The organism is Arthrobacter sp. Soil736 (genome assembly GCF_001428005.1).
In the GTDB taxonomy this organism is placed as follows: domain Bacteria; phylum Actinomycetota; class Actinomycetes; order Actinomycetales; family Micrococcaceae; genus Arthrobacter.
The window spans coordinates 21,590-36,930 of sequence record NZ_LMSB01000056.1 but is presented as its reverse complement, the minus strand read 5'-3'; the positions used below and the strand labels follow the sequence as shown (position 1 = coordinate 36,930).

Genomic DNA, 15,341 nt, shown 5'->3' with positions numbered 1-15,341 from the left:
AAGTCTGCGCCCCGGACAAGCCGCTCCTGCCCCAGCTGCGGAGAATAGCCGAGTGGGCCGACGGGCAAGATGAATCTATCCGGAGTTTTTGGCGTGAAGTTTTTAGCCGCGAGGCATATATCGATCGTGTCGGCAGGGCCCTGGACAGTGCTCGGCTCTAAAATTTGCTGCTTGATCGCGTAAGGACTGGCACTGTGTTGGGCACATGACGTGACGACAACCCTGCCGGAAGCAGCCGAGGATCTCGGTGTAAGCGGCCCGCCCCTAGATTCGAACATGACAGTGCTCGTGGCCCGCGGGCCTGACTCTGACGGACCAGACTAAGTTGGGGAACGGGCGCCATGACAATCGTGACTTCAGTTCAGAGTCCGATCGTCACGGGAACCGCGAAATACTCATGCGCCTGACCGGGCTGCTGCGTCTCGCAAAATATCCAACGCTCTTTCGTCATAGGTATTGGCGATCTGTTTGTCGTTGGCCGCCAGCCCAACGTTTTCCACCTGGAGTGAAGTTTTTTGCCCAAAAGGAAGAATTTTGAATTCCAAATCCAGCGGAATTGGATGAACCTGGCGTATTTTGTTGCCATTTGAGATGGCGACATAGTGAAGCCAAACATCATCCGCTCTTGGGGCGCAGGCCTCGAAGGCCGTCCCGTAGGACTTAATGGCAAGTTGAACCGAAGGAGGATAAAGGACCCCGCCTACGCCGGTCGCAAAAGTTTGGAAGCTCGGTCGATCCGACCGACAAGACGGCCACTGAGAATAGGGCCTAGCGGTATCGTCGATCTGAAACTCGTGCGCCCGCGTGCAACTGACAGAATCTGGGTACTCCGAGTACGAGTCGAGAAGGCTTTGAAGCCAGTCATGGGGATAGATGAAGTCGTCGTCGACGATAACCAAAGGCTCCGGCAGACGCTCTGAGGTTAGTGCCTCCACGTAGGGATAGTACTTCTTATGGGGACCGTAGTTGGAGCACTGCTTGATCTCCAACCCCCTCCTTGCCAGACGAAGCAACGCCTTCGGAGGATTTGCTATAGCGTCAGCTTCGTCTAGCCACAAAATAATTCTGCCCGGGCGCACTGTGCCTCGAACAATACTCTCAACGGCTAAGTGAACGAATTCTGTGCGGGGCCCGTAGGTAGTGAGGGATACGACGACGACCCCATCCCCTGTCACCGGCTCCGAGGAAAAGACATTCTGGGCTTGGAGCGAGGCGATATGTAGCCAGCGGCGGAAATGTGGATAGAGTCTACGTGCTTTTCGCATAAAGTTGATCACTTCAATGTCCTTTTACCTTCGAGGCCCACTATTTCTTGCCGACTCTTTTTATAAGGCGCAAAATTGCGCGGAAATCACTGGGACGAATTAGATAGAAGCCCATCATGGGGACCGAATAAATTCGCTTCAGAACAATAATATTCAGGTTGGACGCGATGACATTTCCTGCGAGGGTCGCGACGGCGGCTCCGATGGCACCGAGAGGAGGGACTAGTGCAATGACTGCAAGAACGTTTACGGCGGCCGCTAAAATCAGCGACGTGCTCACGGCTCCGGGCCGGCCTCGGCCGACCAGTCCTGCTCCGGCGACGGAGCCGGGGATGCCAATGACCGCTGCCAGAGTGAGAATTATGACGACCGGAATGGCCGGTGCAAAATCTTGGCCGAACAATAGCGGAAACCAAAAGTGAATCGGAAGAATAATAACCGACGACATGGCCAACCCCGCCAGAAAAGATATGCGAGCGCTTCGTTGCAGGACAGACGGATCCGATCCGGAAGATTGAGCGGAAAAACTGATATCACGAACGGCATTGTTGATGACGAGCACCGCGTCACCAACTGAAGCCGCAGCCGCGTAGTACCCTAGCTGCCTGGCATCTGATAAGGGCAGCATGATGGCCTGGTCAATTTTCCCCAATATGATTCCGGACACGGATCCAAGCCAGACTACCAAGCTAAAGGACGTTATTTCCCTTAGACCCACAGGCCGCGAACTCGTTTTGCTTCTCAGTCTTAGGAGGGGCCGCAGGAAAGCGAATCCGCCGATGACGGGGGCCATCGAGAGGACAAGCACAGCTCCTAAAGGTGAAAGCGCGCCGATTGAGAAGGCGCCGAAGAGGAAAATCAGGCGGGTTGCCGATGTGATGTATTTTTCCAGATTGACGTAATGCCACTCGTGCAGCCCCCGCGGCAGGGCTCTGATTCCCGAAACGAGTGTTGTCGGGAGCACGAAGAGTGCGGCTATCCGAATGAGCTCTTCGGCCCTCGGATTGTTGCCGGAGAGCGGTCCGGCCAGCAGGAGTACTGCCCCCGTCGCCACCAGACCGGCCGCGACAAGCAGCAGCAAACCCTTTTTGAGAGCCTGTCGTGCGTTCGATGGATCCCTGGCTATGAGATAGGTAACTGCTTCTGGAATGCCGAACATCGCCAAGGTCGTCATCAGAAGCAGAGGTGCCGTCGCGGCTGCCACGATCCCACGTTGTTCTGCGCCCAGAGCTTGGGCCAAGACGGGAGCCACGGCAAAACCGGCGGCCGGAGGAGCCAGGTTTGCCACCGCAGATAGCACCATTTGCTTGGCGAGTCGCTGTGTCGACGGGGCGACGGCCGTCGCGGGCTGAACGTCGTTTGTGTCCGTCATTGACCGTCCCAAATCTCGGTAAGCCGCGTTGAGCTTGACGCTCTGTCAAATCCCTTTTCTGACATGTAAGTCTCTTTCACAGACGGTCGGGGGCCGCAGAGTCAGGCGGACCATTGAGTTAATTCAAGAGAACTGGCACTTGAGCAGCGTCATTGAGTCCACACAACGTGGGCCACGTGCCTGTCTGCGACAGGACTGTGGCCCACGACGGCTATGAGCGGTGGATTCGGGATGAAGGAAAGAGAGTCGCAGCCCTATCGCTGCTGGTCTCCTCATCGGAGCTTGGCGAGGAGCCCTGTGCAGCAGAGTTGTCCCTGGAACCCCGGAGCGATGCTCGAAGCTTATTCGGCGTCTGGCTCGCCTGCTGCTGATCGTGGCTGTGGTAGCTGTAACTGTAGGCATCCTGACCCTTGATCGGGAGCTTGTTTAGTACGACCCCAAGCAGGTTGGCTTCGACCAACTCGAGTGCCTCCAACGACTTCTCCAGATCCTGCCGCTTGAGCTTTTGAGATCCGACGACGAGAACGACACCGCCGACGTGCTGGGATAGGACCGCCGCGTCCGTTACTGGAAGAAGAGGCGGCGCGTCCACCACGACGGTGTCAAAAGCGTGTTCCAGCCGCGTTATCAAGTGCTTCATTTCGTCCGATCCAAGCAGTTCGCTTGGATTCGGCGGAACCTGACCTGACGTCAGAACGAACAAGTTGTCTTCTCCCCAGGGTTGCAGGAGATCGTTTACGTCGGCCGCGCCAAGCAACGCCGTGGTGAGCCCGGCGTTCCTCTCCAGACCGAGGTAGTCACTCACCATCGGGCGGCGGAGGTCAGCATCAATGAGGCACACTGCCTGGCCGGCCTGCGCAAGCGCGATTGCAAGGTTTGTTGCGGTCGTTGTTTTCCCTTCGCCTGGGAGGGAAGACGTTACTAGAACAGTCCTTGCTTGCCCGGAAACGTTTGCAAACTGCAGGTTTGTTCTGAGCCGGCGGAAGGCCTCTGCACGCGGGCTCTGGGGAGGGGCCTGCGTGAGAAGCGGCTTCTTCATCGCATCCGGTTCAAAGGAGACACCACCGAGCAAAGGCGCGTCCGTCACACGCCTCAGGTCAGCTTCGCCCCGAATTCTGTTGTCGAGCGTTCCTCGTAATAGCGCACTACCGATGCCCAAACCGAGGCCTGCTATCAGACCCAACAAAAGATTGAGGCGAGTGTTGGGTGCTGACGGGGTCAGCGGGGCCGTGGCCGGTTTGATAATCGACAAGCTCACCGGAGAGGCGCCGCCAGTCTTCGGCTTCTCAAGCGAATCCACGGCCTTAATCAAGCTATCTGCGACTGCTTGAGCGATGGCGGCCGCCTGAACCGGCGAGTGATCGGACACGGCGATCGAGATCAAGACAGTGTCCACGTCCGTGGTGGCCTTCACCTGACCGGCGAGTTCGTCGGCCGTGACGTCTAGACCCAATGAATCGATTGCCGGCTGCAGTACGACAGGCGTGCCGATCGTCTTCACATACGACTGGACCCGAGCCTGTCCAAAATTGTTGCCCTGCTGGAGCTCTTGTATGGAGCCCGATCCCTGAATTGCCACAAAGAGTTGGGTTTCCGCCGTGTAAGTCGGCTTAGTCAACATTGAAAATGCACCACCGAGAAGGAGGCCCACCAAACTTACGGCGGCTATTAAGATCCAATTCCGGCGAAGTATGCGAATCGTGTCGCGTAAGTCCAAGGCCAGTCCCCCTGTCGATGGCTGGAGGCTGCTCATTAGAGCATGCCAACAGGGCAGCAAGGTGTGAGCCGCCGAGACGATTCTACCCGGAGGGATCTTCAGAGAATTAACCGTGAAGTTGCAGAGAAACGTGATCTACATTGGGACGTGCCGTATTGTCTTTTGTTCGCTAGGACACAAAGGAAGGACCATCGCTGAAGGTTCGTGGTCTCCGAAGCGTTGTGTTGATCACTAGGGTGGCAGCTGGAGATGACAGCTACCGCGTATCCACATCCTCAAAAACCAAAAACGTCTGCGTGTCCAGCACTCCAGGCATGGACTGCAGCTGATCAAAAATCACCCTCCGCAGGTCCACGTTATCCACTGCCCGCACCAGCAGGATGACGTCGAAATCCCCGCCTACCAGCGCAATGTGGTGCACTTCGGGGATCGCCCGCAGCAGTTCCCGGAGCTCGCGCCAGGAATGCTGCCGCACCTTCAGCGTCACGTAGGCGGATGATTTCAGCCCTGCCTTAATCGGGTCCACGAGGGCGGTGAACTTGGTCAGCACGCCCTCGCCGGTCAGCCGGGCGATCCGCGTGTAGGCATGCGCGCGCGAGATGTGGACGTTCTCGGCCACCTGCGTCACGGACATCCGCCCGTCCCGTGTCAGCTCGGCGATGATGTTGCGGTCCACGTCGTCCAGCGGCACCGCCACCTGCTCAGGCTCCGCTCCAGCCATTTGTCTACAACCCCTGTCGGTAATCCAGCTCATAGTTACGATTTGTCTTTCAGAATAGGGGAACCTGCCGTACTTCTCCACGATTCGCAGCGGGGCTGGATACGAAACATCGTCCGGGACCATACTTAAAGTGAATAGTGGCTACAGAAGGACGGACCAATGACGATCTCCGCGGACCACGCTGCGCCCGGTCAGACGGCGCAGGGCCGGCAGTCGCCGGACCCCATCGAGGAGCCCCGCACCGAAGGCCCCGTTGCCGAGGCGGTGCGCAAATTCGGCATAACGGCTGAGGACTACATGCTGCCCGCCCGCCACCAGATCCAGATGGTGGACCAGGACGGCAACCTGAAGCCGCACTCCGAACAGGGTGCCGAGCCAGGACACGAGTACCCGGTGCCCGGCGACGAGGAACTGCTCGCCGCCTACGAGCAGCTGGTCGTCGGCCGGCGTGTCAATGACCAGAATTCCGCCCTGGTTCGGCAGGGCCGCATGGCCGTCTACCCCTCCAGCCACGGCCAGGAGGCCTGCCAGGTCGCGGCGGCCCTCTGCCTTTCGGAGGGCGATTGGCTGTTCCCCACCTACCGGGACTCCGTGGCCGTCATGACCCGCGGCGTTGACCCGGTGCAGACCATGACCCTCTTCCGCGGCGACTGGCACAGCGGCTATGACCCAGCCAAACACAAGGTCGGCATCCAGTGCACGCCGCTCACCACCCAGCTGCTCCACGCCGTCGGCGTCGCCCACGCCGCCAAGCTGCGCGGCGAGGACACCGTCGTCCTGGCCATGTGCGGCGACGGCGCCACCAGCGAAGGCGACTTCCACGAGGCCCTGAACTTCGCCGCCGTCTTCCACCTGCCCGTCGTCTTCTTCGTGCAGAACAACCAGTACGCCATCTCGGTGCCGCTGGCCCACCAGTCCGTGGCGCCGTCGCTCGCCCACAAGGCTGTGGGATACGGCATGGCCGGCGAACGCGTGGACGGCAACGACGTCGTCGCGCTTCTCGCCGTGCTGGACCGCGCCGTCAAGCTCGCCCGCGAGGGCTCCGGCCCGCTCCTGGTCGAGGCCCACACCTACCGCATGCAGGCGCACACCAACGCGGACGACGCCACCCGCTACCGCCAGGACAGCGAAGTGGCCCAATGGGTGGCCCGGGATCCGCTGACGCGGATGAGGACCTACCTGACGGACAAGGGGCTGCTGGACGGCGACGGCGAGTCCCGGATCGCGGAGAAGGCGGAAGCAGTTGCCACGCAGCTGCGCAACGGCCTCAACGAGGACGTCCCGGTGGACCCGCAGGATCTCTTCCGGTATGTCTTCTCCACCCCCACCCCGCAGCTCAAGGAACAGTCCGCCCTGCTGGCCGACGAACTGGCCCGCGACGCCAGCGCCGGCGCTTCAACCAACCCGGAGTCCGCAAAATGAGCACCGCCACGTCAGCAGTCAACGGCAACGTCAGTTCCGCCACAGCCCGGGCAGCCGCCACGGCCGCGGCCGCCGCGGAAGCGACCGGACCGCAGCCCGTCACCATGGCCAAGGCCCTGAACACCGCCATGGCCGACGCCATGCACGCCGACAAATCCGTCCTGGTCTTCGGCGAGGACGTCGGCATGCTGGGCGGCGTCTTCCGCATCACCGACGGACTGACCAAGACCTTCGGCGAGCAGCGCTGCTTCGACACGCCGCTGGCCGAGTCCGGCATCGTAGGGATGGCCGTCGGCATGGCCATGAACGGCATGCGCCCGGTCATCGAGATGCAGTTCGACGCCTTCGCCTACCCGGCCTTCCAGCAGATCGTCAGCCACGTGGCCAAGATGCACAACCGCACCAAGGGCGCCCTCAAGCTGCCCATGGTCATTCGCGTTCCCTACGCCGGCGGCATCGGGGGAGTGGAGCACCACTGCGATTCCTCCGAGTCCTACTACGCCCACACCGCGGGCCTGAAGGTCTACGCCCCGGCCACCGTGGCCGACGCATACCGGATGCTCCGCGAGGCCATCGACTCGGATGATCCCGTCATGTTCATGGAACCCAAGAAGCTCTACTGGTCCAAGGACATGGTGGACCTCGAAGCCCTCCGCGACCAGCACGCCGCGAACGCCAAATCCGGGACTTCCACTGAAGGCCGCGCCGCCGTCGCCCGCCCCGGCACCGACGCCACGCTAATCGCCTACGGGCCGTCTGTCCCGACGGCGCTCGCCGCGGCGGCCGCTGCGGCCGAAGAAGGGCGCTCCTTGGAAGTCATCGATGTCCGGTCGATCGTGCCCTTTGACGACGAAACTGTGTGCGCGTCCGTCCGAAAGACCGGCCGCGCCGTGGTGATCGCCGAGGCGCACGGATTTGCGTCCGTGTCCTCCGAGATAGTGGCGCGGGTTCAGGAACGCTGCTTCCACTACCTGGCTGCGCCCATCCGCCGCGTCACGGGCTTCGACGTCCCGTACCCGGCACCGAAGCTCGAGCACTACTACCTGCCCGGCGTGGACCGCATCCTGGACGCCGTAGACGACCTCCAGTGGGAAGACTGATCAGATGAGCGAAACGAAAGTGTTCCTGCTGCCGGACCTGGGCGAAGGCCTCACCGAAGCCGAGCTCGTCAACTGGCTCGTTGCCGTGGGCGATGAAATCCGCGTGGACCAGCCCATCGCCGAAGTGGAGACGGCCAAATCCATGGTGGAAGTCCCGTCCCCGTACGCGGGCACGGTCGCCGTGCTGCATGGCCAGCCCGGCCAGACCCTGGACGTCGGCAAGCCCCTGATCTCGGTGACGCCGCTGGTCGAGCTTGTCGAGACCCAAGGCGTCGAAACCGAGCCTGTCGAAACCAGCACCCCGCCGGTCGAGCCTGTCGAGACCGCCGCCCAAACCTACCGCGAAGAAGAAAAGGCCGGCTCCGGCAACGTCCTGATCGGCTACGGAACCCCCGGAGGGACGGCAACCGTCCGCCGAACCCGCCCCCGGCGCGCAACATCGCTGGTTGAGCATGTCGAAACCGAGCCTGTCGAAACTCGCACTCTGCCGGTCGAGCTTGTCGAGGCCAAGGGCTCGGAACCCAAACTCACCACCTCCGCAGACGATCTCCTTCTCCTGCGCACTCGCGTCCCGGGCAAGCTAGGCGCGGTGATCTCACCGCTTGTGCGTCGCATGGCCAAGGAGCATGGCGTCGACCTCGGGCACCTCCAGGGCTCAGGGGACAGCGGGCTGATCATGCGCCGCGACGTCGAAGCAGCAATCAAGCCGCTTGTTCAGCCAGCCGGCTCCGCGCTGGTTGAGCCTGTCGAAACCCCGCCGCGGTCGCAGGTTGAGCGCGTCGGAACCAGGCCGCGTCCGTTGGCTGAGCCAAGTCCGCTGGTTGAGCCTGTCGAAACCCGCGCTCGCCCCGTCGACCCTCGCACCGGCCTCGGTATCGCCAGCCGCACGCCTGTCCGCGGCGTCCGCAAGGCCGTCGCCACCAACATGGCGCGAAGCCGCGCCGAAATTCCGGAAGCTACGGTATGGGTAGACGTTGACGCGACTGCCCTGGTGGAGCTCCGTGCTGGACTTAAGAAAGCCGACCCCCACGGCACGCCAGGCCTGTTGGCGTTCATCGCGCGTTTTGTCACGGCTGGGTTAAGGAAGTATCCAGAGCTGAACACACGGATCATCACCACCGAGGACACCGCGGGAGGCGAACAGCAAGAGATCGTGGCTTTTGACGGCGTCAACCTTGGGTTCGCCGCGCAGACGGACCGCGGCCTCGTGGTCCCGTCCGTCCGCAACGCGGAAAAACTCAGCGCCCGCGAACTGGATACGGAGATACGCCGGCTAACTGCCCTCGCGCGAGACGGCAAGGCGACCCCCGCGGAACTGGGCGGCGGCACCTTCACGCTGAACAACTACGGCGTGTTCGGCGTCGACGGTTCCGCAGCGATCATCAACTACCCCGAAGTGGCGATCCTGGGCGTGGGCCGGATCATCGACAAGCCCTGGGTAGTGAACGGCGGACTCGCAGTACGCAAGGTCACCGAGCTAACCCTGACGTTCGACCACCGCGTCTGCGATGGAGGAACGGCGGGCGGATTCCTTCGCTACGTTGCTGACGCCATCGAGAATCCGGGTTACTTGCTCATAGACATTTGATTCGCCAGCCGCGAAGAAATCGACGTCGTAGAAGAGACCCGCCGTCGAGATCTGAACTGCGGCCGCGGTCATTCAAGGACTTGCGCCGCGGACCGCAATCAATCGCTTTCGTCGCTGTCCTGTGCAGCTGGTGAAGGGCATTTAGCTGTACTGACCCGATTGGTTGGTGACGCGGCTGATGGGTGAGGCGCCTTTGAATGTGGGGCCTGTGGTGATTGTAGTTGTCGATGAAGTCCAGGTAACAGGCCTGGCGTTCGGTCTCTGAGGTGTAGGGGCGGGTAGGCCCATTCCTCCAGGAGGATGCGGTTGAAGCGTTCGACCTTGCGGTTGGTCTGAGGCCGGTAGGGTCTGGTGCGTTTGTGGCTGATGCCGACTTCGGCCAGGAACGCGGCGAATGCCCGGGAACGGTAGCATGCTCCGTTGTCGGTCAAAACCCTGCGGATTTCAACTCCGTGGGCGGCGAAAGCGGTGATGGCGTTGCGCATGAATGCCGCGGCGGTCTCTTTGGTTTCATCCGGCAGGATCTCGGAGTAGACGTACCGGGAATGATCGTCGACGGCGTGGTGGATGAAGGAGTAGCCCCTGATCTGCCCTCGGTCCGTGCGGCGGCCTTCGGCCAGGTTCCTGGAGCGGGAGTTCGCTTTACCCAGCACCCGTCCCTGGACCCGGTGACCGCCTCCGTTGGGGATTCGCCCGAGTTTCTTGACATCGACGTGGACCATTTCTCCGGGCCAGGCGTATTCATACCGGCGGGCCCGGTCCCGGCCGCGGATTCTGGTCCCGGTAGCCGGGTCCGGGAACCGCAGCGGCGGGCACAGGTAGCGGGTCAGGATCCAGTGGACCGTGGAGATGTTCAGATGCAGGTGGTAAGCGATTCGGGCCGGCCCCCATCGCCTGCTCACGCGCAGACCCCACCGTTCTGTCCGCACTGGGCTCCGGTGCGGGCACGTCGCCGGCCTCCTTGTGCGGTCCTCCAGCCCCGCTTCGCCCGATTCCCGATACCGCCGCGACCAGCGCGCAGCCGTCGGTACAGAGACGCTGAACCGTTCAGAGGCCCGGCGCAACGGCCACCCGCCAACCACAACGCACCGGGCCAGCTGCAGACGCCCCGAAAAGGCCAAAAAAGCGTTACGGTGAGACACGAGGACCTCCTGGATTGTGTTTGCTCTCGACAAGCACCGCACAACACCCGGAGGTCCTCCTATTGCGTCAAATCCATCCCCGTGTCACTAAGGTGCCGGGTTAGTACATTTAGCCGTGCGTTAGGCGCCGCCGGACTTAGGGCTGCGGGCAACTAGAAACAATGAGCAATTTCCGAGATTTCGGCGATACAGCCGCACAGCCAAGAAAGATCGAGGCCAGCGAACTCACCGACGACGATTTGGGTTAGGGACTTAACCGGTTTTTTTGGCCCTGTAGAATCGGCTTGCATCTTTAAGTCTCATATGGGGGAATCATGGCGCAATCGACGCTGACCACTCGGCATGTCTCGGATCCGGCGTTGAAGCCCTCATCTGGCGGTGGCTCAGGAAAGCGTGCTGATATCCAGGGGCTTCGAGCCCTGGCAGTAGTTGCGGTCTTTTTTGACCACCTCCTGCACTGGCCCAGCGGCGGTTTCGTGGGCGTGGATGTGTTCTTTGTGATCTCGGGCTTCCTCATTACAGGGTTGCTGCTGCGCGAGCACGACCGAACGGGAACGATCTCCTTCAACGGCTTTTACCGGCGTAGGATCCGGCGCATTATGCCAGCCGCGGCAACAGTTCTAGCCGCTACCGCGGCCGTCGCCTTCGCCCTATTCACAATGAACCGGGCCAGCCAGACAGCGTGGGATGCACTCTGGGCGTTCGTATTCTCCGCCAACTGGCACTTCGCATCCATCGGCACGGATTACTTCCAGGCTGGCGGACCCGTGTCGCCGCTCCAGCACTTCTGGTCACTCGCAGTGGAGGAACAGTTCTACTTCGTTTGGCCTTGGCTCATCCTGCTGATTTTCACGCTCGGCGGCAAGTCCACCAAATGGGACCAGAAGAAAGCCCACCGAGCGGTTGCAATCGCGATGGTCATTATCGTCGCGGCCTCATTTGTTTGGGCTGTCCTTGAAACGAAGACGAGCCCAACGGTCGCCTACTTCTCCACCTTTTCGCGGGCATGGGAACTGGGTATCGGCGCCCTGATCGCGGTCTTCGCAGGGGCCTTTAGCCGTATTCCCTCGCGCCTCCGTCCTGCCCTCGGCTGGGTTGGCATGGCCGGGATTGTCTGGTCGATGATGACCATCAATGCCGATATGGCCTTTCCTGCACCTTGGGCAGCCGCTCCCGTCCTCGCCACTGCTCTGGTGATTCTGGCCGGCACTGGAGGGCGGCAGCGTTTCATGTGGCCCCTCACTAACAAGGGGACGGGGTACGTCGGTGCGATCTCATATTCGCTGTACTTGTGGCATTTCCCGGTCATCGTGCTGTTGGGCGCCGTGATCGATCCGTCTTCCCCGTTGTATTTCGCCGCCGCCATTTTCCTTACCGTTGCGTTGGCCTCTGCCGCTTACCACCTAGTTGAAAAACCTGTGCTCGACTCGGGCTGGCTCGAGAGCGCGGATGCGGCCCGACGAAACCGTGAGCAACGACGTAGTTCGCCTTTCGGATCTGGCCGCTTGCAGTACACAGCGCTGGGCATTTTGGCGGTAGCGACTGCGGGCGTTGTCGCCGCGTCTCTCTTCCAGTACTCGGGCTCCGCACGAGCCGGGGTGACGGCTGCTGCCAGCGCACCAAAGCCGGGCGCCTCCCTCGCGGCTACCGCAAAAGGCCCGGGAGAAGTTCTCTCCGGCAAGGTCTCTGCAGCACTGTCCGCCACAGCGTGGCCGGAACTGACACCCACTCTCGATGGGCTCGGGGAATCGTCTTGGGCCCCTGAAATCGTCAAGGACGGATGTCTTTCCGTCAGCGACGACAACTTCGGCAATTGCGCCTACGGACCCCTGAAGGCAAAAAAGACGGCAGCGGTCGTCGGAGACAGCATCGCGGCCAGCTGGATGCCCGCGATCCGGGCCGCCCTCGAACCCAAGGGCTATCGTATCCAGATGCTGACCCTGAGCGGATGCCCAGCCTTCGTGACAGAGCTGAGGAGCGAGCACGCGGCAGACTGCAACTCTCACCGCGCCTGGACCAAAGACAAGCTCGCCAGCCTGCAACCTGACCTAATCATCATGGCCAACGCATTCGAGGACATCGCCGGACTGGAGGGCAAATCCCCCCAAGAGGTGGCAACGGCTTGGAAAAGCGGCGGAACCCTGTTTTTGAATGAATTGCCAGCTGCTTCGTCGTTCGTCATGCTTTCCGCGCCACAGGGTGGAAAGAGCCTGACCGAGTGTGCCACTAAGTTGAGCTCACCGGCAGACTGCGTCAGCACAGTGGGCGATTTCCGAAAGATGATTGACCGGGCTGCAACGGAGGCGGTGACAGCTGCTTCCAGTGCCAGGATGGCTTACGTGGATACCACGAGCTGGTTCTGTGTGGCGGACAAATGCCCTAGCTTCATCGGGAACAACCCAGTGCGCATTGACGCGAGCCACTTGACCGGCGTGTTCGCGAAATCCTTGGGTCCGGTCCTGGCGGACGCCTTGGAGTCGAAGCTCCCGTCTTCGTAGTCCGTGTAAGCGCGCAGTTACCGTTAGGGCATGGGGAACTTGATTGCACCGTCTCAGCCCGTCGCCGCCGAACTGATGAACGGTCCGGCTGTTTGCCCGGCGCGCTCCCACCCGAATGACTCCGCCAAGCGCAGCCGGTGAGACAAGACGCCTGGCAAGTCCCGGCTGCGGTGCAGGCATGAGACGCTTGAGCAGGACGCCCTTGCGGACACCTGGGACGTGTGTGCCTGCACCTACGCCTGGCACCAGTGACCTACCGGCCTTTTACGGGCCCTTATGATAGGGGGCATGAGGGCTGGGGGGAACAAGAACGAGGACACGACGTTTGCGGTGCCGTCGCCGCTGGGCGGGGGCACTGGTCGGGGCGTTCTGCTGCTTCTGCTTCCTGAACTTCCTCGGCCCAGTTCTTGCCATTGCGGCGGCGCTAGTAGGCGGGGTGCTTGGCGCGATCGCGGAGCTGCTTTATCTGCGGCTCGACCGCTGGCGCATCGGTCCGGTCCCAAGCAGCACTGAACGCGAGCGCAACGAGTAGCCACGTGATCGGCTGGAAGGTCGCATTGGAGAACAGGCTGTTCAGCAGGACCACTACCAGCAACTGACCAGCGATGGTCCTGCATGTCAGTACCGCCAGTGCTATCAGCAGGATGATGAACGGCAGCGCCATGAGCTTGCCGTCCACCCAGAGTGCCAGGAGCCAGTTGCTGCTGACGGCGTTTACCGTGTCGGCGGCGTCTCCGGAGTTGTAGCTTCCCCAGATGCCGACGCGACCGTTGGCGCTGAGCCCATCCCCGTTCCATGGAGCCGCGTTGGCCATCTTCCAGAGGCGGTCGATCTGGCGGACTCGGGCCTGCCCTGAGATGTCATGACTGCCCACGGAGAACGTCCCCTGCAGGCGTCGGATGAAGTCTTCGGCGAACAGCGGGTTGCCGACAAGGAAGGCGAGCCCGGCCGCCACGACCAGAAGAACGGCCGGCCATTTGCCTCGCACCTTAGACTTGGCCTCTTCCTTGGCCTTCCTCCGGAATAGGCTCGTCACGATGATCAGTGCGACCGCCGCTCCGACAGCGATCCAGGCGGCTCTCGCGAACGCGAATACGAAGGCTGCTGCGTTGACCGAGATGCAGAAAGTTCTGAGCCCAGCGGGCAGGGGTAGGCGCCACGCCAGGATCAGACCGAGTCCGGCGAAGAGGCCCAACCAGTCTGGTTCCGAGTACAGGCCGATGGGTCTGCCAACGGAGCTGACGTGCACGTGCCAAATCTCAATGGGAACGATCTTGGCAACCTGGAGCATGCCGAGCGAGCTACTGACCGTGACCACCGCGAGTAGGCCGTAGAGCATGTCTTTGCGGTCGCGTTCGGTGCCCTTCGCGATGATCATGCACGCGGAGGCGGTGAGGCCCAATAGCTGCAGGGCAAGGGTGGGGCTGGTAACCAGGTCGCCATACAGAGCGGTTACCGCCAGTAGCCCGGACGTAACCACCAGTGCGGTGATTCGTTTACCGCTTCCGCGGTTCAGGTGGCCGCTGGGCATGACGCACCAGAGCAGCACGAGGATGGTGAAGACGTGCACACGAAGGACTTGAACGCCGACCAATCCAGCGGAGATGCCCACGAGAACGGCCATCGCCCGATCCCTGTGCTGGTACTGCGCCAGGAACACGCCGGCGGCGAAGAGCAGGCCAAGGACGGCGGCTATTTCAGGGATCCCCATGAGTTCAGGATAACGGGTTCGCTCCGACCCGCCCTTTTCATATCTCGCACGATCCCTAAGCTTGCCGCATGGGGAAACTACTTGAGGCTCGCGCCGGAGGCTAGTACTGCACGGACGCCGTGCTTCGTGGCCGTCGAGTTGAACGCATCTGTTGTCGTAGCCACCTGGACGCCGTTGACGAAGGCCGTCACTGTTGACCTGACGAGAGTCACTTCCAAAACGTCGTTGAGCGCGGCGTTCTTCGACGTCGTGGTTACGGTGACGTAGGCCCCGGCGACGAACTTCATCGGCTTGTAGGGGTTACCCAGGGCAGGGCTGCCCGTCCACAGCATCCAGAAGTTGTTGCCGTCCGCGATGCGGAACGCGAGTCCCGTGTCACCGGCTGATGCCAGTTTGACCTCGATCGGGCCGTCAGCGTGCGTGTCATCCACGTACATCAGACCTTCGGTGGTGCCAGACGTGAACGCTGCTTTCAGGGCGTTGCCGAGGATGGACCACGTCGGCGCGGTGTAGGTCTTCACCGCGAGGCTGGTCCACGCGTATCCGCCTGTGGGCGTGTTGCCGATGGTGGATGAGTCGGCGCGGGTGAAGCTGTCCGAGGCGTACGTCGTGATGACGATTAGCGTCACGGACGGGGTTGCGGAGAGCGCGCCGGTTCCGACGGCGTTCTTCGCGGACACAGGCACTGTGTAGGTGCCTGCTGCGAGGTCCGGTGTGAGGATCGTCGTTGGTGTGCTGGCCGAGTGGGCGACCGCCGTCCATGCCCCAGAGGTTTCCTTGTACTCAATGACGTAGTCGTGATGAG

The 15,341-nt window shown here is 61.8% G+C and carries 10 protein-coding genes and 1 pseudogene; 4 read left to right on the top strand and 7 right to left on the bottom strand.

Going from position 1 to position 15,341, the window contains the following annotated elements:
* Positions 1 to 395: 395 nt before the first annotated feature.
* The 4 genes from ASG92_RS23455 to ASG92_RS23440 form a co-directional block, all read right to left on the bottom strand.
* A complete protein-coding gene (locus ASG92_RS23455; RefSeq protein WP_056634214.1) occupies positions 396 to 989 on the bottom strand; it encodes a hypothetical protein in 594 nt (197 codons plus the stop codon).
* A gap of 316 nt (positions 990 to 1,305) precedes the next feature.
* Positions 1,306 to 2,637 carry an oligosaccharide flippase family protein gene (locus tag ASG92_RS23450; RefSeq protein WP_056634211.1) on the bottom strand — a complete coding sequence of 444 codons (1,332 nt, stop codon included), beginning with the start codon at positions 2,635 to 2,637 and terminating at the stop codon, positions 1,306 to 1,308.
* A 211-nt stretch (positions 2,638 to 2,848) separates the two neighbouring features.
* Positions 2,849 to 4,390, bottom strand: coding sequence for a polysaccharide biosynthesis tyrosine autokinase (locus ASG92_RS23445; RefSeq protein WP_240987272.1), 1,542 nt, complete (start codon positions 4,388 to 4,390; stop codon positions 2,849 to 2,851).
* Between the two features lie 220 nt (positions 4,391 to 4,610).
* Complete coding sequence (locus tag ASG92_RS23440; protein ID WP_056634206.1) at positions 4,611 to 5,075, bottom strand: Lrp/AsnC family transcriptional regulator; 465 nt, start codon at positions 5,073 to 5,075, stop codon at positions 4,611 to 4,613.
* 159 nt (positions 5,076 to 5,234) lie between these two features.
* Here ASG92_RS23440 and pdhA point away from each other — a divergent pair, with 159 nt between their 5' ends.
* From pdhA to ASG92_RS23425, 3 genes are read left to right on the top strand one after another with little or no spacing between them, the layout of a single operon-like run.
* Entirely contained in the window at positions 5,235 to 6,497 is a 1,263-nt protein-coding gene (gene pdhA / locus ASG92_RS23435) for a pyruvate dehydrogenase (acetyl-transferring) E1 component subunit alpha (RefSeq protein ID WP_056634203.1), read from the top strand.
* A complete protein-coding gene (locus ASG92_RS23430) occupies positions 6,494 to 7,597 on the top strand; it encodes an alpha-ketoacid dehydrogenase subunit beta (RefSeq protein ID WP_056634199.1) in 1,104 nt (367 codons plus the stop codon). Before pdhA ends, ASG92_RS23430 begins: the two co-directional genes overlap by 4 nt.
* A 4-nt stretch (positions 7,598 to 7,601) precedes the next feature.
* Positions 7,602 to 9,185 (top strand): dihydrolipoamide acetyltransferase family protein, encoded by a 1,584-nt coding sequence (locus ASG92_RS23425; RefSeq protein ID WP_056634196.1) that lies wholly within the window; start codon positions 7,602 to 7,604, stop codon positions 9,183 to 9,185.
* A 141-nt stretch (positions 9,186 to 9,326) separates the two neighbouring features.
* On the opposite strand, the pseudogene ASG92_RS23420 reads toward ASG92_RS23425, so the two are convergent.
* A pseudogene (locus ASG92_RS23420) lies at positions 9,327 to 10,327 on the bottom strand (IS481 family transposase).
* Positions 10,328 to 10,641: 314 nt separating this feature from the next.
* On the opposite strand from ASG92_RS23420, the gene ASG92_RS23415 reads away from it, so the two are divergent.
* Complete coding sequence (locus tag ASG92_RS23415; RefSeq protein WP_056634194.1) at positions 10,642 to 12,825, top strand: acyltransferase family protein; 2,184 nt, start codon at positions 10,642 to 10,644, stop codon at positions 12,823 to 12,825.
* 424 nt (positions 12,826 to 13,249) lie between these two features.
* On the opposite strand, the gene ASG92_RS23410 is transcribed toward ASG92_RS23415, so the two are convergent.
* Together ASG92_RS23410 and ASG92_RS23405 are read right to left on the bottom strand one after the other, a co-directional pair.
* Positions 13,250 to 14,536: an O-antigen ligase family protein gene (locus ASG92_RS23410; RefSeq protein WP_056634191.1), complete on the bottom strand. Its 1,287-nt coding sequence runs from the start codon at positions 14,534 to 14,536 to the stop codon at positions 13,250 to 13,252.
* 77 nt (positions 14,537 to 14,613) lie between these two features.
* Positions 14,614 to 15,216 carry a hypothetical protein gene (locus tag ASG92_RS23405; RefSeq protein ID WP_056634188.1) on the bottom strand — a complete coding sequence of 201 codons (603 nt, stop codon included), beginning with the start codon at positions 15,214 to 15,216 and terminating at the stop codon, positions 14,614 to 14,616.
* Between the last annotated feature and the right edge of the window lie 125 nt (positions 15,217 to 15,341).